Origin of the sequence: Clostridium zhoujianii, assembly GCF_051590805.1 — a bacterium.
Classification (GTDB): Bacteria; Bacillota; Clostridia; order Clostridiales; family Clostridiaceae; genus Clostridium.
The window spans coordinates 1,903,103-1,922,400 of the sequence record NZ_JBPUTF010000001.1 but is presented as its reverse complement, the minus strand read 5'-3'; the positions used below and the strand labels follow the sequence as shown (position 1 = coordinate 1,922,400).

27 protein-coding genes are annotated in these 19,298 nt (G+C 29.7%); all 27 read left to right on the top strand.

Annotated elements, in window-relative coordinates:
• The first annotated feature begins 277 nt into the window (after window positions 1–277).
• The gene (locus ACSYT2_RS09035) at window positions 278–1,294 is read left to right on the top strand and encodes a hypothetical protein (RefSeq protein WP_430854903.1); all 1,017 of its coding nucleotides are present in this window, start codon (window positions 278–280) and stop codon (window positions 1,292–1,294) included.
• A 101-nt stretch (window positions 1,295–1,395) separates the two neighbouring features.
• Window positions 1,396–2,763, top strand: coding sequence for a GspE/PulE family protein (locus ACSYT2_RS09030; RefSeq protein WP_438384552.1), 1,368 nt, complete (start codon window positions 1,396–1,398; stop codon window positions 2,761–2,763).
• Complete coding sequence (locus ACSYT2_RS09025; protein ID WP_438384551.1) at window positions 2,753–3,784, top strand: type II secretion system F family protein; 1,032 nt, start codon at window positions 2,753–2,755, stop codon at window positions 3,782–3,784. The genes ACSYT2_RS09030 and ACSYT2_RS09025 overlap by 11 nt, the downstream gene beginning before the upstream one ends.
• 2 nt (window positions 3,785–3,786) lie before the next feature.
• On the top strand, window positions 3,787–4,269 hold the full coding sequence (locus tag ACSYT2_RS09020) for a type II secretion system protein (RefSeq protein WP_438384550.1): 483 nt from the start codon (window positions 3,787–3,789) through the stop codon (window positions 4,267–4,269).
• Window positions 4,256–4,687, top strand: coding sequence for a type IV pilus modification PilV family protein (locus tag ACSYT2_RS09015; RefSeq protein WP_430854899.1), 432 nt, complete (start codon window positions 4,256–4,258; stop codon window positions 4,685–4,687). The genes ACSYT2_RS09020 and ACSYT2_RS09015 overlap by 14 nt, the downstream gene beginning before the upstream one ends.
• Entirely contained in the window at window positions 4,677–5,129 is a 453-nt protein-coding gene (locus tag ACSYT2_RS09010; RefSeq protein ID WP_430854898.1) for a hypothetical protein, read from the top strand. The genes ACSYT2_RS09015 and ACSYT2_RS09010 overlap by 11 nt, the downstream gene beginning before the upstream one ends.
• Entirely contained in the window at window positions 5,120–5,527 is a 408-nt protein-coding gene (locus ACSYT2_RS09005; protein WP_438384549.1) for a hypothetical protein, read from the top strand. The genes ACSYT2_RS09010 and ACSYT2_RS09005 overlap by 10 nt, the downstream gene beginning before the upstream one ends.
• 12 nt (window positions 5,528–5,539) lie before the next feature.
• Window positions 5,540–6,178: a hypothetical protein gene (locus ACSYT2_RS09000; protein WP_430854896.1), complete on the top strand. Its 639-nt coding sequence runs from the start codon at window positions 5,540–5,542 to the stop codon at window positions 6,176–6,178.
• A complete protein-coding gene (locus ACSYT2_RS08995) occupies window positions 6,141–6,542 on the top strand; it encodes a hypothetical protein (RefSeq protein ID WP_438384548.1) in 402 nt (133 codons plus the stop codon). The genes ACSYT2_RS09000 and ACSYT2_RS08995 overlap by 38 nt, the downstream gene beginning before the upstream one ends.
• Window positions 6,543–6,546: 4 nt before the next feature.
• Window positions 6,547–6,918, top strand: a complete 372-nt coding sequence (locus ACSYT2_RS08990) for a hypothetical protein (protein ID WP_430854894.1) — start codon at window positions 6,547–6,549, stop codon at window positions 6,916–6,918.
• A 148-nt stretch (window positions 6,919–7,066) separates the two neighbouring features.
• Window positions 7,067–7,624, top strand: a complete 558-nt coding sequence (efp, locus tag ACSYT2_RS08985) for an elongation factor P (protein ID WP_430854893.1) — start codon at window positions 7,067–7,069, stop codon at window positions 7,622–7,624.
• 66 nt (window positions 7,625–7,690) lie between these two features.
• Window positions 7,691–8,053: a CD1247 N-terminal domain-containing protein gene (locus ACSYT2_RS08980; RefSeq protein WP_438384547.1), complete on the top strand. Its 363-nt coding sequence runs from the start codon at window positions 7,691–7,693 to the stop codon at window positions 8,051–8,053.
• 221 nt (window positions 8,054–8,274) lie between these two features.
• The gene (gene spoIIIAA, locus ACSYT2_RS08975; RefSeq protein ID WP_430855754.1) at window positions 8,275–9,141 is read left to right on the top strand and encodes a stage III sporulation protein AA; all 867 of its coding nucleotides are present in this window, start codon (window positions 8,275–8,277) and stop codon (window positions 9,139–9,141) included.
• On the top strand, window positions 9,123–9,641 hold the full coding sequence (gene spoIIIAB / locus ACSYT2_RS08970; RefSeq protein WP_438384546.1) for a stage III sporulation protein SpoIIIAB: 519 nt from the start codon (window positions 9,123–9,125) through the stop codon (window positions 9,639–9,641). The genes spoIIIAA and spoIIIAB overlap by 19 nt, the downstream gene beginning before the upstream one ends.
• 13 nt (window positions 9,642–9,654) lie before the next feature.
• On the top strand, window positions 9,655–9,852 hold the full coding sequence (spoIIIAC, locus tag ACSYT2_RS08965; RefSeq protein WP_430854890.1) for a stage III sporulation protein AC: 198 nt from the start codon (window positions 9,655–9,657) through the stop codon (window positions 9,850–9,852).
• An 8-nt stretch (window positions 9,853–9,860) separates the two neighbouring features.
• The gene (spoIIIAD, locus tag ACSYT2_RS08960) at window positions 9,861–10,244 is read left to right on the top strand and encodes a stage III sporulation protein AD (protein WP_430854889.1); all 384 of its coding nucleotides are present in this window, start codon (window positions 9,861–9,863) and stop codon (window positions 10,242–10,244) included.
• 9 nt (window positions 10,245–10,253) lie between these two features.
• Window positions 10,254–11,468: a stage III sporulation protein AE gene (gene spoIIIAE / locus ACSYT2_RS08955; protein ID WP_430854888.1), complete on the top strand. Its 1,215-nt coding sequence runs from the start codon at window positions 10,254–10,256 to the stop codon at window positions 11,466–11,468.
• Window positions 11,469–11,471: 3 nt separating this feature from the next.
• Window positions 11,472–12,032 (top strand): stage III sporulation protein AF, encoded by a 561-nt coding sequence (gene spoIIIAF / locus ACSYT2_RS08950; protein ID WP_430854886.1) that lies wholly within the window; start codon window positions 11,472–11,474, stop codon window positions 12,030–12,032.
• Window positions 12,033–12,045: 13 nt separating this feature from the next.
• On the top strand, window positions 12,046–12,642 hold the full coding sequence (gene spoIIIAG / locus ACSYT2_RS08945; protein ID WP_438384545.1) for a stage III sporulation protein AG: 597 nt from the start codon (window positions 12,046–12,048) through the stop codon (window positions 12,640–12,642).
• A 42-nt stretch (window positions 12,643–12,684) separates the two neighbouring features.
• Window positions 12,685–13,212, top strand: a complete 528-nt coding sequence (locus ACSYT2_RS08940; RefSeq protein ID WP_430854884.1) for a SpoIIIAH-like family protein — start codon at window positions 12,685–12,687, stop codon at window positions 13,210–13,212.
• Window positions 13,213–13,295: 83 nt separating this feature from the next.
• On the top strand, window positions 13,296–13,682 hold the full coding sequence (locus tag ACSYT2_RS08935) for an Asp23/Gls24 family envelope stress response protein (protein WP_430854883.1): 387 nt from the start codon (window positions 13,296–13,298) through the stop codon (window positions 13,680–13,682).
• 193 nt (window positions 13,683–13,875) lie between these two features.
• Entirely contained in the window at window positions 13,876–14,280 is a 405-nt protein-coding gene (gene nusB / locus ACSYT2_RS08930) for a transcription antitermination factor NusB (RefSeq protein WP_430854882.1), read from the top strand.
• Window positions 14,281–14,291: 11 nt separating this feature from the next.
• Window positions 14,292–15,140: a bifunctional methylenetetrahydrofolate dehydrogenase/methenyltetrahydrofolate cyclohydrolase gene (locus tag ACSYT2_RS08925; protein WP_430854881.1), complete on the top strand. Its 849-nt coding sequence runs from the start codon at window positions 14,292–14,294 to the stop codon at window positions 15,138–15,140.
• Window positions 15,130–16,326 carry an exodeoxyribonuclease VII large subunit gene (gene xseA, locus ACSYT2_RS08920; protein ID WP_438384544.1) on the top strand — a complete coding sequence of 399 codons (1,197 nt, stop codon included), beginning with the start codon at window positions 15,130–15,132 and terminating at the stop codon, window positions 16,324–16,326. Before ACSYT2_RS08925 ends, xseA begins: the two co-directional genes overlap by 11 nt.
• 8 nt (window positions 16,327–16,334) lie before the next feature.
• Complete coding sequence (gene xseB, locus ACSYT2_RS08915; RefSeq protein WP_430854879.1) at window positions 16,335–16,559, top strand: exodeoxyribonuclease VII small subunit; 225 nt, start codon at window positions 16,335–16,337, stop codon at window positions 16,557–16,559.
• Complete coding sequence (locus ACSYT2_RS08910; protein ID WP_430855753.1) at window positions 16,546–17,418, top strand: polyprenyl synthetase family protein; 873 nt, start codon at window positions 16,546–16,548, stop codon at window positions 17,416–17,418. The genes xseB and ACSYT2_RS08910 overlap by 14 nt, the downstream gene beginning before the upstream one ends.
• Before the next feature lie 18 nt (window positions 17,419–17,436).
• A complete protein-coding gene (gene dxs / locus ACSYT2_RS08905; RefSeq protein ID WP_430854878.1) occupies window positions 17,437–19,296 on the top strand; it encodes a 1-deoxy-D-xylulose-5-phosphate synthase in 1,860 nt (619 codons plus the stop codon).
• The last annotated feature ends 2 nt before the right edge of the window (window positions 19,297–19,298 follow it).

The following is a 19,298-nucleotide window of genomic DNA, read 5'->3' as shown; positions in this document are numbered from 1 at the left end:
GCTATGATAAATGGGAGGAAATAATAACTTTATGAAGAAGTATATATAATATGATATATAAATATTTATTTATAGAGATAATAGGCTATTGTAATCGATAGATATAGAGAGTATTATAAAAAAGTACAAATTTTTTTTAAATATTTAATTAAGTTAAATAGTAACTAGATATTTATTTATAATATATTATTATATCTATTGTAATATAGCAAATAAAAAGACTATGGGTGGTGTTTATTGTAAATATAACATTATTTTAAAGTATGAGGGAGAAGGAATGGGATTAAGTAATATTAAAAAAATTGGAGCACTAGGCGTATTATTTTGTTCTTTAATTTTAGTTTCCTGTGGGGAAAATAAAATCAATATAGATAAAGTTGAAGGGGTAAAACTAAATAGGGGATCTATTACAGAGAATCAAAAGGGGATATACAGCAATTATAACTTTCAGAGTGGAAAGTATAATAAGATTGAAGGGGAGGATATCGTAGGGATATATGATTATGAAAGTGGTAATTATATCTCAGAGGAAGATGGGAAATATGTTGGATTTTATAATGGAAAAAATGTCATGTTAGAAGGTGTTGGGCAGAATGATATAAAATTAAACTTATCACCAAAAGGTGAGTATGTATCATATTTTACCAAGGACAGTGATGATATATTTATTGCAAAAGTTCGATCATTAGAAGATGGTAAAGAAGTTAATTTTAGGCCTAAAGTGATATTCTCATGGAGGGATATGGATTGGTTAGATGATAAGACATTAATTTATTATGGAACTAGTGATGATGGAATTTACGGGGTTTACATATATAACTTAGAAAATGGCAAAGAAGAATTAATTTATGAACTGAAAGGTGGATTAATACAGTTTATAAAAAGTACCGAAGATGGAGCGGTATTTCTACAAGAAACCATTGATGATAAGAAGTCGTTAAAAGTAATAGATAAAAATAGCAAGGAAGTAAGTATAATAAATGAGGATATAGTCGAAATATCAGATATACTTAAAAGTGGTGATGAATATTATGTCTTAGGTAAGAAAATAAATAGTGGATATGCTATCTTTAAATTAAAAAATAATACTGCAACTAGAATAACATATGATTATCCTCAATCAATTAATAGTGAAAAAGGTCTAAGCATTGATGAAGAAGGGAATATATTATTTATTGGGGCAGATAAAGAGTTAGATAAATCAAGGGTATATAAATGTTCTAAAGATGGAAGTGTAGGAAGGGTGTCTGAGGAAGGGAAGGACTTTACTTTTATAAATAGATCAATAAGATAAGTTGTTAAATATCAATAAAGTGAATGCTTTATTGATATTTTTTTTACTTTTAAGTATATCATCCTAGATATTGGGCAATGGTTTGTATAGGGAGGTGGACAATGAGTGGAAAAAGGCTAATAGAAGAAATAGATCTAAATACTGCTAGAAAAGTACCTATAAATCAAGCTAAAGAATATGAAGTGATTCCATTATATGAAAAAGAAGATACGGCATATATTGCTACTAGTGATGATTCTGAAAGAGGAAAGGAATTTTTAACTTTTTTATTTGGAAAAAGAATTAAGTTTCTAAAGCATGGCAAAGATGAAATAATGAATTTAATTAATGTAGTTTTGGATTACGACTATAAGAATATAGAACAAAAGATATTTAAAGAAGCAATTGAAAGTAAGGCTAGTGATATACATTATGAATTAGTAGATGGGGCATTAAATATAAGATTTAGAATAAATGGAGCATTAATCTTAGTTAGAAAATTAATGCTTGAGGAATATTCACAAATAACCTCTAGGCTAAAGGTAGGAGCGAATTTGGATATAACAGAAAAACGTAGGCCTCAGGATGGAAAAATATTCATGATGGATGGTGAGGTTGAATATAACTGTAGATTATCAACTATACCAGTTGTTGGAGGTGAGAAACTAGTATTAAGAATACTCTACGAGGAAAAATTTTTATCAGATATTAGAGAATTAAACTTCACAGCTGAGCAATTAAGAACATTAGAAAAAATAATTAAATTAAGTAGTGGCCTAATTATATGTAATGGACCAACTGGTAGTGGTAAGTCTACTACCATGTATACAATTCTAAATATGATAAAAAGGGATGAGATTAATATTACAACCTTAGAAGATCCAATAGAAATAAAAATGGATGGTATTAATCAAATTAATCTAAATCAAAAGATAGGAATTACTTTTGCAAGAGGATTACGTAGTATTTTAAGACAAGATCCAGATGTGATAATGATTGGAGAGATAAGAGATGAGGAAACAGCTAAGATGGCTGTTAGAGCTTCAATAACAGGACATAAAGTATATTCAACTATACATACTAAATCAGCAAGGGAAGTATATCTAAGGCTAGAAGAAATGGGAGTAAAAGATTATTTAATTAGAGATGCATTAGGAGGGATAATTTCACAGAGGTTAATTAGACTGATATGTGATCGATGTAAAGAAAAAAGTGGTGAAATAGATTTGAATGGTAGTTTGATAGGGGTCTATAGAAAAAAGGGATGTATTATCTGTAATGGAACTGGTTATACTGGAAGAACCTTAGTTGCATCAGTAAATTATATAGATAAATTTATCAGAGAAAAGCTGAGAAATATATATGAAAACGAGGATTTACTGTCAAATAAGCAGATGCTAGAGGGGGTAAACAGGCTACTACTAGAAGGTAAAATAGATTATGAAGATTACTTAGGATTTATAGAAGGGGAAGAATTATTTGAAGAGTAGTTATAAAGAATTAGCATTAATAGCAGAAAACTTAGGAGTCCTTTATGAGGATGGAATAGAGATTTCATTAGCTCTTGATTTATTGTCTGAGTTACCATTATCTAAAGAGTACAAGTTAAGTATAAGAGGTTTGAGAGATACTATTCTTAAGGGGGGAAGCCTTGAGGATGGGTTTAAATTATATCCTAAGCTATATCCAGATTTTTTTATAGGGATAATAAGTGTAGGAGAAAATAATGGAGAACTTACAAAAGTATTAATAAGTTTAAGTAAGTATTATGGAAAACTAGGAAGGGTTAAGAAAGAAGTAGTTAATGCTTTAATATATCCATTATTTTTAATTATATCAATAATAAGTTTAGGAATATTTTTAACCTTTGTACTTATTCCAAGCTTCTACGAGGCATTTAGTTCATTTGGAGGGAAAATACCAGGAAGTATTGAGTTTATATATTTATTAAAGAAGGCTTTTATAGAAGAACCTCTAGCAAGTCTCATATTTACATTATCTTGGGGGATGATTATTCCTTCAATAATATTAAGTATTTTAATAAAAAAAGTAAAAAAATCTAAAATAATATTAAGAATAAGGGTAATTAGAGATATTTATGAATATATTTTTATTTTAATATTATCAGTAATTATTAATAGTGGTGTGCCTATAGTAAAAGGATTGGCCTTTTGCCTGGAGTCATCAGATATATTATTTGTGAAAAATGAATTAGCACAAATTAATAATGATGTAATAAGGGGGATTGAAATGAGTAACTCCCTTGGAAACAACAAATTTATATCAAATTATAGCCTATCAATGATTAGATTAGGTGAGGTTAGTGGCTCAGTAGCCATGACATTTAATAAATTAGAAGAGCGACTAGAAAAAGGAACAACTGAAAAAATTAATAGAATAATAACTTTAATACAACCAATTTTAATTATTACAATGGCAGTGGTAGTATTCATCTTTATTTTTATATTTGTAATACCAATGTTTGACATGATGTATGGAGGAGTACATTAATTATGAAGAAAAAAGGATATACTTTAGTTGAATTAATAGCTGTAATGTCAATTTTAGCTATACTTTTTTCCATTGGTATTGGTGGATATGGCTTATATAAAAATATTAATAATGATAATCAGATAAACTATGCCCTTTATGAGATTGAAGATACATTAAGTTATGGGGAACTATACTGTAGAAATAATAAAAAAGAAGGGATATTTTACTTAGAAGAAAAAGAAGGTACTTTAACTGTTGGCTTCAAAGTTCGTGCTGGAGAGAATATTAAAGAGGTTGTATTGCCAAAGGTAATTGAAATAGTTAAGGACAATAAAGATGACTCATCATTATATAAAAGTATAAAGATAAACAAAGATGGCAATATGCAATCAGACACAGTAAAGTTAATGGATCTTAGAGGGAATGAGTATAGATTAACAATAAGAGTTTCAGTAAATCTTATTACTATTTGGGGGTGGGATATGATATATGAAAAAAAGTAAGGGTAGCATACTTATTGAGGTTTTAGTGGCAATATTTATTCTTTTTATTGCAGGTGGAATAGCCTTAACTTTTGGGTTAAGCATAAAAAAATCAATTAATAATAGGCAGAATAAACTTACTATGAAAGAAAGTCTAAAGGCTATCTGTAGTGAGTTAAAGTATAACAATAGTTTTATAGAAGTAAAAAGTTCTCTTTTAGATGACAGGAGAAAGCTTATATATAACGAGGGCACATTGGTTGAACTTACAAAAAGAAATCTATTTGATATACCCTTAAGTACTGAGGATGATAATTTTATAGAGATTATAGGTTCAGAAAAAAGTAAAGGATTTATAGAACTAGTAGTAAAAATTAAGTATAAAGGTGAGGTGTTGGAACAAGGGATTATAAAATCACCTTGGATGGATGAAGTATAGAAAAAAATCAGGATATACGTTAATTGAATGCATAGTATATATGGCTACTTCTTTAATTATTGTTACATTGGGGATAAAATTACTTTTTCAAGTAAGAAGTAGCTATATAAAAGATATTAAAAATAGTATGGAAATAAATGTTGTTGAGGAAGGTTTTCAATTAGTAGATTCTATGAACAATTCAGAAGTTACAGATATATATTATGAAAATAATAAAATAGTTTTCTTTAAAGATAATGCTGGAGATGCTTGGGAAAGCACAAAAGTTTGGATAAATGGAGATAATTTAGTGGCTGACTATTATGATGCTTCAAGTCCAATTAATAGCAAGGTATCGAATGTTATTTTAAGGGGAGTTAAAGGAAGTCAGATAATAAAAAAAGGAAGGATTATCTATTTAGTAATAATGAGGGGGGAAGAGCGATTCATAAAATGCATATAGCGAGAAAGAGAAGAGGATACTCAATGCTTAATATGCTATTTATACTTATGGTAGTAGTTCTTGTTTCCATTTGCTCTTATAGAATTTTATACAATAATATATTACGTAATAATTTGGGAGTAAAGTATAGTGATTTATATAGTATTGATAGGGATACTGAGGAAATTCTCTCAGAAGTAAATTTATATGTAAATAATAAAACAATTGATATTGAAAAAATATTAATTAGCAATGAAGCAACAGTAATAAAATCAAATGTAGTATTAATTTACGATAAAGAAATAGATAGATTTATATTAATTGATAGTAGAGGATTGAGGAAAGAAATTTCATTAAGATATGAGAAAAGAAATAATAAATGGTTTTTGTTACCTACTGGAAGAAGATATGTGGTATAGGAGGAGTTAAACTTGAGAAGTAAGGTAATTTTACTAAAGTATAACAAGTTAATATATAAAGGGTTAAATTATGAAATAAAGGATTTTATTAAGGAAAAAAAATCTGTAAGAAATAGGGTAATGTACCTACTAGATGAGGATCTATATATAAAGAAATATATATTTGATAAAAAAAACAAAATTGATTCAAAAGATATAAATAGAATCATTGAGGAGGCTTTTGGATTAGATGAAGATTATCTTTTTCATTATACTATGAATAGGAAGAGGAAGGAACTTAGTATATACGCTATAAAAGGGGGGAGAAAGGTATCTAAGCTTTGTGAAAATATAAGAAAAGTTAAAATTATACCAATTCAATTAGAAATGTTAAAGAAAATTAAAAGAAAAATAAAAGATAAAAGTTGGGGAAGTATTTTTAGTTATAAGGACAGCTATTATTTTATTTCTGTTAAGGATGGTATCTTTAATGGATCTTTTGTAGAAAGAAATTTGGAGTATTTTTTAGTTAGGATAAAAGAATTTAAAGGCGAGGAACCATTATATTTTGATAGCAGGATAGGTGACATTAACATAAAAAATGTGAAAGAATTAGACTTTGGAGGTATTATTAATGATAAAGCCTTATATAAAGAAAGATTTTTTACCTAGTTCATTTGTAGAGATGAAGGTGAATGAGACTAACAGAGGAGATAGACGTGGTTTAGTATTACTTAGTATCATTGCACTTATATTATTGCCAATAGGGATAAAAGAACTAGGAATAAATAAAAAAGAAGAAGTAGGTAAAAAATTAGTAAATGCAGGTGAAAGTTATATTTCTAAGGAAGAGGTATTTAAATGGATAGAAATTCCATCTAAAGGCGTAAGTGGTAGCTTTTCGGAAAAAGGTGGAAAAGTTATAGTTAGAGATAAAAAAATACTGGAAGAAATATGCGAAAAAGAGGGTTTTTCAATTAATACGATTGAATATTTAGGTGAAGATAAATATAAGATTGAAGTTATGAAGGAGTAGATATATGAAGGTGAAAATCTACACAATAATACTTTTACTTATAATTTCTTGTGAAGTATATATTGTTTTTAGGGAGGATAAGCAGGTTAAGAATGAGTATGAAAGTATTGAAGTTTTTAAAGAAAGAGAAGATGAAGTAACAATAGGTAAGGTAATGGCAGAAATAAATAAGAAAAAAGATATAGAATTTATGAATATTATAATGGATAATGATGCATATTTAATAAGGATAAGTGTTGAAGGAAATAAAGAAGAGTTTATAAATAAAATTAAAGATTTAGATAATTTTTTGATAAAAGATTATAGCCTTGAATTCAATGAAGAAAATGTAAAAAGTGTAATTACATTGAATTATTCAACAAAAGGTGAATTTTAGGATAAAGTAAGTAAAATAATTGCATTTATTTATTTCTTCTGATAAAATAACATTGTTGTGGATTTAACAACTACGTTAAATAATAAAAACTCCTTGTTTATTCGAGGGTAATTAATATGAAACTTATACATTTTGGAGGGATATTTATATGATATCAGCAGGAGATTTAAGAAAAGGTACGACTTTTGAGCACGAAGGACAAGTTTATACAGTAATAGACTTCCTACACGTTAAACCAGGTAAAGGTGCGGCTTTCGTTAGAACTAAGCTAAGAAACGTTATCTCAGGTGGAGTTACAGATACAACTTTCAATCCTACAGCTAAGTTCCAAGAAGCTGTAATTGAAAGAAAAGAAATGCAATATCTTTATTCAGATGGAGAATTATATTACTTCATGGATCAAGAAACATTTGAACAAATCCCACTAAATCATGAAAAAGTAGAAGAAGCAATAAAGTATTTAAAAGAAAACATGTTTGCAATAATAAAGTTCTACAAAGGTGATGCCTTCTCAGTAGAAGCTCCAAACTTTGTAGAGTTACAAATAACTCATTGTGAACCAGGGGTTAAAGGAAATACAGCTACAAACTCATTAAAGCCTGCAACTGTTGAAACAGGAGCAATTGTTAACGTTCCTATGTTTGTTAATGAAGGTGACGTTATAAGAATAGACACTAGAACTGGCGACTACATGGAAAGAGTTTAATATAGTTTTTGAATTGCTAAGTTCGGAGAGCTTAGCAATTTTTAATAGATACAAGGAAGTGTTTAGATGAAAGAACTTAAACATACAATTGATAAATTAAACACAAGTATTGAAAATGTTAATGATGGGAAATATAAAGAGATATTTACAAATATATCTTCAGTATTAGATGAACTATCAAGGAAGGTCGAGGAGATATTGGTAAATGAAGCTGCATTAGCAGAAAATCTTAATTATTTAGATGATGATATTTCAGATATTCAAGAAGAACTTTTCGAAGAGGTATCATTAGAAGAATTAGATGAAATGGAAGAAGAGTATAGGGAAGTTAGCTGTTCTAAGTGTGGCAAACCAATTTATATAGAAGCATCTACCATTAAAGAAAATAAAGAGATCCCATGTCCATACTGTGGAGAAAGTATAATATAGTTTTTGAAAAGAAGCCTAAGGGCTTCTTTTTTTTATCCTAAAAATTTAATTATTAAAAATACTTACTGATTAAATAATGAGAAAAAATTAATTTACATATTTTTTTTTAGTAAATGTAATAATTCTTTGAGTTAGTAAATAGAAATTAAATAGGACTAAACGATAGAGGAGGAAGTGGTGATGTGTTGGATGAAAGTTATTTAAAAATTTTTCCACCAAAGATGGTAGATTATTTAGAAGACTATATTAGGGATAAGACATTACAGGAGATAAGAATAAGAGCTGAGAAGCCTGTGATACTTACAGTTGCAAAAGGTGAGGTTGTAGCTAGTTTTATATCAACAAAAGAAGATGTAAAATATATACTTCAGAGAATTTCTAATTATTCATTATATGCTTATGAAGAAGAAATTAAACAAGGGTTCATAACCATTAAAGGTGGTCATAGGGTGGGTTTGGCAGGGGAATGTGTCATGGAAAATGGAAAGCTAAAAACAATTAGAAATATATCATCTTTAAATATTCGAATAAGCCGAGAAATACTAGGTTGCTCAAAAGAAATTATGCAGCATGTATATGAAAAAAATAGGGTATATAATACTTTGATAATATCCCCACCTAAGTGTGGAAAGACAACAATTTTAAGGGATATAGCAAGAAGTATTTCTGAAAGAGGAAAGAAAGTTTCTATTATAGATGAGAGAAGTGAGATAGCTGCAAGTTATTTAGGGGTACCACAGATGAATGTAGGGATAAGAAGTGACGTACTTGATAATTGCTTAAAGAGTGAAGGGATGATAATGGCTATAAGGAGTCTTTCACCAGAAGTAATAATATGTGATGAGATAGGTACATTGAAGGATATAGAGGCCTTATCAATGGCGTTTAATTCTGGGGTAAATATAATTGCTACAATTCATGGAGCAGATACGGAGGATTTAGTTAAAAGGCAAGTATTTGATGAACTATTTGTTAATAACATATTAGAACGCATAGTTGTATTAAGTAATAAAAATGGTGTAGGAACAATTGAGGGTGTTTATTCTATTCCGAAAGGAGGAGAGAAAAAATGCTTAAGATTATATTAATTCTTTTGATATTTTGTACTTGTTCCATATTAGGCTATATGTATGGAGAAAGGTTTAGAAAGAGACATATAGATCTTAGAGAATCCTATAAGGCCTTGACATTATTACAAAATGAAGTGGTTTTTAATAATACACCCCTACCAGAAGCATTAAATGATGTAGGAGCTAAGATAGTAGAGCCATTTAATAAGCTTTTAATAGATGTCTCAATTAAGCTAACAAAAGGCATAGATTCAAATGTATATTTAGCATTTAAAGAGAAATATCAAGAATATGAAGAGGACTTTTATTTATATAAGGAAGATAAGAGTGTTTTAGGAGATTTTTTAAAATCCCTTGGAGAAACAGGAGTGTATGGACAAGAAAAAATATTTAAACTAGCTTTAGAAAATCTAAAGTTGAATATAGATGAAGCTTTGGATATATCTAAAAAAAATACAAAATTATATAGATATCTTGGAATATGTTTAGGAGCAATGATATCAATATTTTTATTATAGTGGGAGGAATAAGATGCTAGATATAAGTATACTTTTTAAGATAGGTGGGGCAGGGATTATTTTGGTTATTTTAGATAAGGTATTAACAAGCAGTGGTAAAAGCGAAGTAGCGGCAATTACAAATATAGCGGGAATCGTAATTATTCTAATTATGATAATATCCATGATTAATGATTTATTTAATTCGGTTAAGACTATGTTTATGTTTTAGGTGAAGATATGTTAATAGTTAAGGTTATTTCATTCGTTTTAATTGCTTTGTTTTTATACTTATTATTTAAGGACAAAAGATCAGATTTGGCAGTTTTAGTAATGCTAGCAGCAGGTGTGATGGTTTTTATATTTTGCTTAAGTGAATTGGGACAAATAATCACTTTTTTAAAGACAATATCTGAAAGAGCTGGTATAGATGTAGTTTACCTGGGGATAGTACTGAAGATCCTTGCAATATCTTATTTGGCTTCATTTGCAAGTGAGATATGCAAAGATGCTGGGGCTGGTAGTTTAGCATCTAAAGTGGAGTTTTCAGGAAAGATCTTTATTTTAGTATTAGCAATCCCCATACTAATGGCTGTTTTAGATTCAATATTACAAATTTTGTAGGTGTTAGATATGAAGATATATAAAAGACTAATGATTTTATTAGTAATAGGTTTAATTATTCTCGCTAGTCCTATTATTAATGTGTATGCAATAGAGGGAAAAGAGGGGAGTACTGTTTCAGTTGAAGAGAATAACAATGAAACACAGATATTAGATGATGAAGTAAATAAGGACTTAGAAGGTCTATATAACTATATAAATAATATGAAGTTAGATGTTGAACTTATTAATGAACTAGATCCAGTAGAGTATGTAAAGAGTTATATAAAGGATGGAAAAGGAAATATATCTGTATCAGAAATTGGAAAAGCTGTTATAAGTCTTCTTTTTAAAGAAGTTGGGGGAGTTGTTAAGCTGGCTATTTCAATGATAGTAATCTCAATACTATGTTCCTTTCTGAAAAATATTCAGGATGCCTTTGAAAGTAAGGGAATTTCGCAAATTGCATTTTATGCATGTTATGCTGTGCTAATTATGATTCTATCAAAGAGTTTCTTAATATCGATATCGGTAGCAAAAGATGTAATTTATGGGGTATCAAATTTTATGTCAGCAATTCTACCTATATTAGTAACTATGATAAGTCTTGCTGGAGGATTTGTACAAGCATCAACTATTGATCCAATAGTAATGGCTGCAGTTATTATAATACCGAAAATATATACAACAATAATAATACCGCTTATATTAATCAGCTTTGTTTTGCAATTTGCAAATAACTTATCTGAAGAACATAAAATAGGGAATTTGTGTAAGATGGTAAGACAGTGGACTATCTGGCTACAAGGAATAATAATTACTACATTCATAGCATTATTAACTATTAGAGGTATAACTTCTACAACTATAGATGCAGTTGCTCTTAAAACAACTAAATTTGCAGTGGATAACTTTGTTCCGATTGTAGGAAAAGCATTTTCAGATGCAATAACATCAGTAGCAGGCTACTCTTTAATAATTAAGAATGCTATAAGTGGTATCGGCCTTATGGTAATCATATTAATTATTTTGTATCCTATAGTAAAACTTGTGCTTATGACATTTATTTATAAGTTATCTGCAGCATTGATAGAACCAATAAGTGATAAAAGAATAACAGCATCAATAGCAGCGGCGGGAGATTCAATGGTTTTATTAATGTCTTGTGTGTTAAGTGTTAGTCTTATGTTTTTTGTGCTATTAGCAATTATGGCATCTGCTGGTAAGTTTATAGTAGGAGGATAAATTGTGGAACTTATAAAAAACTTTGTCATAACTCTTGTAACGACATTAATTTTCATAACAGCCGTAGAACTTGTAGGACCAGATAATAGTATGAAGAAATACTTAAAGTTTGTTTTAGGACTAATTTTAGTTGCAGTTCTTTTAACACCAATAATAAATTTTTTTAATAATGGCGAAGGGGTATTAATAGAAACCATAGATAAATTTGAAAAAGAAATAACAAATGATGCAAAAGAGGCTGATAAAAGTGATAGAGAAGAAAAAGTAAAAGAAAAAACATTCAAAGAAAAATTCAATAAAGATTGTATTAATTTATTAACTAATAAATTTAAAAATATGGATTTTGTTAGCAACATTAATTGCAAGGTGGACTTTGAGAATCCAGAGTTTGAGGTAATTGCTTTAAAGGTTGGAGTAAAGAAAAGGGATATAAAAGAGATACAAAAGATTGAAATAGGAGAAGAACAGGTAGAAGAAGAGGATGAAACACAGAAAGATATAAAGAATTTTTTAAGTGAAGAACTAGGTATTGATAAAGAAAAAATATCTATCTATTACATGTAGAGAGGGAGGGAATATGGATAAAGAGAAAATAAAAAAAGAGTTAGCGAAATTATTTTCTGATAAGAAGATGGCAAATTTAATTTCTATTGTATTAGTATTAGTTTTTATTTTACTTGCAATAAATATTTTTATGCCAAATCTTATTGGTGGAAAAAGTAAAGAGCTAACTAAGACCACTGTTACGGAGGAGAAGAAAGAGGTTACTACAGAAGCAAGTAAATATGAAGAATCTCAGAAAATTGAATTAACAAGAATACTAAAAAAGATACAAGGGGTAGGAGAGGTTGACGTGCTGATAACATGTGAAAGTGGAGAGGTAAAGGTACCTGCTACTGATTCTAATACTCAAACAACAACAACGGAGGAAACAGATAAAGGAGGTGGAAAAAGAATAAATAAACAGAATAATGGTGGGACAACAGTAGTTATGACAAGTGATGGTAGTAGCAATGAACCATTTATAACGCAAGTTAATAAACCTAAGGTAATAGGGGTATTTATAGCAGCGGAGGGGGCAGAAGTTAGTAAAGTTAGGGCTGATATTGAAAAGGCCGTATCAAATTTATATAATCTTTCTGCTGACAAAGTAAATGTATATCCAATGAAATAGTAGCATATAATTTTATAGAAAATAGATGGGAGGAGAAAGAAAATGACTAAAAAACAATTTGGGATTATCTTTACATTATTAGCTCTTATAGTATGTACTGCATTACTTGCAGCTAAATTAAATGAGGGAGGGCTTAATGATCCAGGTGACTTAAGTCAAGTACTGTCAGATGAAAATAAGAATAAGGATGAGGAACAGGATACAGAAACAATAAGCCAAAAGGATTTCTTCATTGATTCAAGAAGTGAAAGAGAACACACTGATGCAAAGATAGTTCAAAATCTAAAAAATATCGTGGAAAATAAAAATGCAACAGATGCACAGAAGGTTGATGCAAGTGCAGAACTAACTAAAATAACAAAAATACAAGGGCAACAAAGCAAAATTGAATTAAACATAAAAAATAAGGGATATGATGATGCATTATGTGAGATTACTAATGATCAGAGCAAAGCTAACATAATAGTAAAAGCTCCAAATGGATTGAGTGAAAAGGAAGGAGCAATCATTCAACAGATAGTTCAAGATGCTTCAAATATTAAGGATGTATCCATAGAGGTTAAAAAATAAAGACATTGTAATATAAAATTGTATTTGATATAATTAGCTTAAGATTAAATAGTTTTGTACTCAAAACTTAGGAGGCGAACAGAATGGAAGATTTCAACAAAGAAGAAAATGTTGGAGTTGTAAAGATATCCGACGAAGTTGTAAGCGTTATTGCTGGTATTGCAGCAGAAGAGATAACTGGAGTTATGGAATTCCAACATGGAGTTTCAAATAACTTATCACAAATATTTAAAAGTAAAAAGTCATCAGGTAAATCTGTTAAGGTAACTCTTGAAGAGGATAGAGCTACAATTGAATTAGCACTTTCAGTTGAATATGGTGTTAGAATAATGGATGTTGTTGCTCAAGTACAGGAAAATGTTAAAAAGACTGTTGAAGCTATGACTGGTCTTATTGTAAATGGTGTTGATGTTTATGTTCAAAACATATATTTACCAAAAACTGAAGAGACAGTAGAAACTGAAAAGTAATCAAATCCCTCTGCTTTGGCAGAGGGATTTTTTAGCTATCTAACTTTATTAGTTTTTTTGTGGAAAGGAAAGGTAGCATGTGATAAAATAGAAAAAGCTGTTTATTATATTTTTAGAAGGTCTATAATAAAGTTAGTGGACTTAATTTATATATATGCTAAGTAAAAATTAATTTTAATTTTTGGAGGAAGCAATGAGTAGAAAAAAATCAAGAGAAAAAGCAATGGAATTATTATTTGGAATGGAAATAAGCAAGGATACTCCAAGTGAGGTAGTAGAAACATTTGCAGATAATTTTGAAGGAAATATAAAGGAATTAGATTTAGATTACATAAAAGAAGTATTGGACGGGGTAGATGAGAAGAGAAAAGATATAGATTCTATTATTGAATCAAATCTTCAGAATTGGAAATTAGATAGAATATCAAAGATAAACCTAACAATTCTAAGAATGGGTGTATATGAAATGAAGTTTCTTGAAGAAGTTCCAGACAAGGTTGCATTAAATGAAGCACTAGAACTTGCGAAGATATATTCAGATGAAAAGAGTGTTTCTTTTATTAATGGAGTGTTAGACAAAGTTCTTAAGGAAATTTAGGAGGTCATGAAATGGGGCAAATAATAAATGGAAGAGATGTAGCCTTAGGGATAAAAGAAGAAGTAAAGGCCTTTGTAAATAGTAGATTAGAAGAGGGTAAAAGCATACCACAAATTGCATCTATATTAGTAGGCGATGACGGTGGTTCAATTTACTATATGAAGAATCAAGAAAAGGTGGCTACATCTTTAGGGCTATTATTTAAAAAAGTTATTTTGAATAAATCCATAACAGAGTCAGAATTAATATCTGTAATAGAAGAGTTGAATAAAGATAATGAGGTTAATGGAATTATACTTCAGTTACCTTTACCTAAACATATAAATGAAAAAAATGTTGTTAAGGTTATTTCACCAAATAAGGATATTGATTGTTTAACAATAGAATCTCAAGGGATGCTTTATATGGGTGAAGAAGGATTCTTACCATGCACACCTAATTCTGTTATTACTTTGTTAGAGAGTTTAAACATAGATATTGAAGGTAAAGAGGCCGTTGTGCTAGGTAGAAGTAATATAGTTGGAAAGCCAGTTGCACAATTACTTTTAAATAAAAATGCAACTGTTACAATATGCCACTCACGTACTAAAGACTTAAAGGAAGTTTGTAAAAGAGCAGATATATTAGTTGTAGCTATTGGTAAGCCAAGATTTTTAGATGAAAGTTATATTAAAAATGGAGCTATTGTAATCGATGTTGGAACATCATCATTTGAAGGTAAGATAACTGGGGATGTAGACTTTGATAATGTAATAGATAAAGCCTCTTATGTAACACCTGTGCCAGGTGGGGTAGGAGCACTTACAACTACGCTACTTATTAAAAATGCTTGTGAGGCGTTGAAGAATAATGAAGATTAAAACATTGTCTGTAAGCGAGGTAACAAATTATTTAAAGAGAATAATTGATAATGACTTTATACTTAACAATCTCTCTGTAAAAGGAGAGATTTCTAATTTGAAATACCATTCTAGCGGGCATATATATTTTTCTTTAAAGGATGAGAGTGGCAAAATAAATTGTGTTATGTTTAAAGGAAGAGCTCAGTTTTTAGACTTTCAACTTGAAGAAGGGATGGGAGTTATAATAAAGGGTAGAGTATCAATATATCCAGCTAATGGTAGTATACAACTTTATTGTGATGAAATTGAGCAAGAAGGATTAGGACAGCTTTATATAAAGTTTGAGAGACTAAAAGAAAAACTTGGCAAAGAGGGATACTTTGATGATGGTATAAAGAAACCAATACCTAAAATGCCTAAGAGAATAGGGGTTGTTACATCAGAAACAGGAGCAGCTGTAAGAGATATAATAAATGTAGCAAGACGTAGAAATAAACTTGTAGATATTATATTATATCCAGCTCAAGTTCAAGGTGAAGGTGCATATAAAGATGTAATTAGAGGGATACAGTATTTTAATAAGAGTAAGTCAGTTGATGTGATTATAATAGGTAGGGGTGGAGGTTCTATAGAAGAACTTTGGAACTTTAATGAAGAGGATTTGGCTATATCTATTTATAAGTCAAAAATACCTATAATATCAGCTGTAGGTCATGAAGTTGATTTTACCATATCTGATTTAGTAAGTGATATGCGTGCAGCTACACCATCACAAGCAGCAGAAATAGCTGTACCCTTAGAGGATGATATATATGAAAGTATTAAAAATGCTGAAGAGTGGATGTATAAGGCAATAAAAAATAGATTAGTATCTGAAAGATTAAATATAGAATCTTTAGATAGGATATTAAGATTAAATTCACCAATGACAAAAATAGTAAATAGTTATCTTAGAGTTGATAAGTTAAAAGATAGATTAAATTCAAATATAGTAAATAGAATAAAGTTAGAGAAGGAAAAATTGATAGGATTAAATAAACTATTGGTGGCACATAATCCCACTAACCTACTTTTAAAAGGGTATGCTATAATAGAGGATGAAAATGGAATTATAAATACCGTTGAGAAAGTGAAAAAAGAGAATCAAATAAAGATTACTGTTAAAGATGGAAGTGTTAAGGGGAAATTTATACCTATGGAATAGGAGGGCTTATGGCTAAGAAGGAGAGTTATGAAGAAATGCTTAGTAAGCTTCAAGGGGTTTTAAATCTTTTAGAGGAACAAGATCTAAATCTTGATGAATCAATGAAAGCTTATGAAGATGGCGTTAAATTAGTAAATAAATTATATAAAACTTTAAATACACTAGAAGGTAAAATATCTATAGTAAAAGAAGATAAAGAAGTGGAGTTTGAAGATGATAATGAAGATAGATGAGCTTAAGCAAGAAATTGAAAGTTATTTAGATAGCTACTTTAAAAACAAAGGTTCATACAATAAGCTTATATATGAGGCATCTAGTTATAGCCTAAATATAGGTGGTAAGAGAATAAGACCTATATTATTGTTATTAACATATAATCTATATAAAGGTGATTATAGTAAGGTAATTCCTATGGCTTCAGCTATAGAGATGATTCACACTTATTCTTTAATACATGATGATTTGCCAGCAATGGATAATGATGATTTAAGAAGAGGAAAACCAACAAATCATAAGGTTTTCGGAGAAAATATAGCTATACTTGCTGGAGACACTCTATTAAATGAAGCTATGAGTTTAATGATTAAATTTTCATTAGAAAATGGAGTGGAGGCACTTAGAGCTTCAAAAGAGATTGCAGAAGCAGCAGGTGCCAATGGAATGATTGGTGGTCAAGTTGTTGATATATTAAGTGAAAAAAAAGAAGTAGTTTCTGAAGAAGAGCTTGAATATATGCATCTTAAGAAAACTGGAGAGCTTATAAGAAGTTCAATAGTTGCTGGTGCAATACTTGGAGGGGCTCCAGAGTCAGATATAGAAAAATTAAACTTATTTGGTATAAAACTTGGATTAGCATTTCAAATTAAGGATGATATACTTGATATAATAGGTTCAGTTGAAAAGTTGGGAAAAAATACAAATAAAGATGGGTATAAAAATAAGTTTAACTTTATTACAATGTATGGATTAGAAAAATGTAAAGAAAAATGTAAACTGTTAACAGATGAGAGTATTGAATTACTTAGTAAACTAACTGTTAATGATACATATCTAAAAGAATTAACATACAGCCTTTTAGATAGAGAATACTAAGATAAAGGAAATGAGATTATGACAAGATTTTTAGATAGTATGAAGTTTCCTGAAGATATAAAATGCTTAAATAATAGAGAGCTGGAATCATTAGGAGAAGAAATACGAGAGTTTCTTATAGATAGTGTATCGAAAACTGGAGGACATTTAGCCTCTAACTTAGGTGTAGTAGACTTAACATTAAGTCTATTTAAAAGTTTTGATATACAAAAAGATAAATTAATTTGGGATGTAGGTCACCAAAGCTATGTACACAAAATTTTAACAGGTAGGAAAGATCAATTTAATAAGTTAAGACAAAAGGATGGAATGAGTGGATTCCCTAAGAGAAATGAAAGTAAATATGATGCCTTTGATACGGGTCATAGTAGTACATCAATTTCAGCAGCTCTTGGAATGGCAAGAGCAAGAGATATAAAAGGCGATAACTTTAAGGTTGTTGCAATAATAGGTGATGGCGCATTAACAGGTGGTATGGCCTATGAAGCACTTAATGATGTTGGTTACAACAAAACAGATATGATAATAATTCTAAATGATAATCAAATGTCAATAGCTCCTAATGTAGGAGGTATATCGAGTTATTTAAATAAATTACGAATGGAACCAGGATATAATAAACTTAAAACAGACATCAATAGTACACTTAGTACTTCAAATATAGGTAAATCAGTAGTGAATTCTTTATCAAAGATAAAGGATAGTATCAAGCAATTAGTTGTCCCATCAATGTTGTTTGAGGACATGGGAATAAAGTATTTAGGACCAATAGATGGACACGATATTCAAGGAATGAATGAAGTGTTTTCTAAAGCAAAGGATATAAAAGGTCCTGTATTAATTCATACAATTACACAAAAGGGTAAAGGGTATGAGCTTGCGGAAAAGAGTCCTTCAAAGTATCATGGAGTGTCTCCCTTTGATTTAGAAAGTGGAGAACCTTATATTTCTCCAAAGAACAGCTATTCTAAAACATTTGGAGAAGCGCTAATAAAGATTGCAAAAGAAGATAAAGATGTAGTGGCAATTACAGCAGCAATGCCTGATGGAACTGGACTTAGGTGCTTTGCAAATGAATTTCCAAAGCGTTTATTTGATGTAGGAATAGCTGAACAGCATGCAGTAACATTAGCAGCCGGGATGGCTTGTACAGGGTTGAAACCTGTTTTTGCAGTATATTCTACATTTTTACAAAGGGCATATGATCAAGTATTACATGATGTATGTATTCAGAACTTACCAGTAGTTTTTTGTATAGATAGAGCAGGTGTAGTTGGAGATGATGGTGAAACTCATCAAGGGATAATGGATATATCATATTTATCAATGATGCCAAATATGAGTATTGTTGCTCCAAAGTGTCTAAGTGATATTGAGCCTTTACTAAGGTGGGCAATAAATAAAGGAAAGCCAGTAGCAATAAGATATCCACGTGGTGGAGATGATATAGAAGGAATGGAGAAAATTACTGACGTAATAGAAGGCAAGTGGGAAGTACTGAATAATGGAGAGAAAACTGCAATAATTGCAACAGGTAAGATGGTACAGTTTGCCATGAAAGCTAAAAAAATATTAGAATCTAAAGGGATAAATCCAATTATAATAAATGCAACATTTATAAAACCTCTAGATGAAGAGTTACTAAAAAAATTAGCAGGTGAAAATATAAATATTATCACAGTCGAAGATAACGTAGCTAAAGGTGGATTAGGATCGATGATACTTGCATCACTAAATCAATATAATTTTAGTGGCAAGGTTGAAATGTTAGCATATAAAGATAAGTTTGTACATCAGGGGAATGTAGATATCATTTATAGAGAAAATGGATTAGATGAAGATGGAATAGTAGCTGCAGTTCTTAGGCTAAACAAATAAAA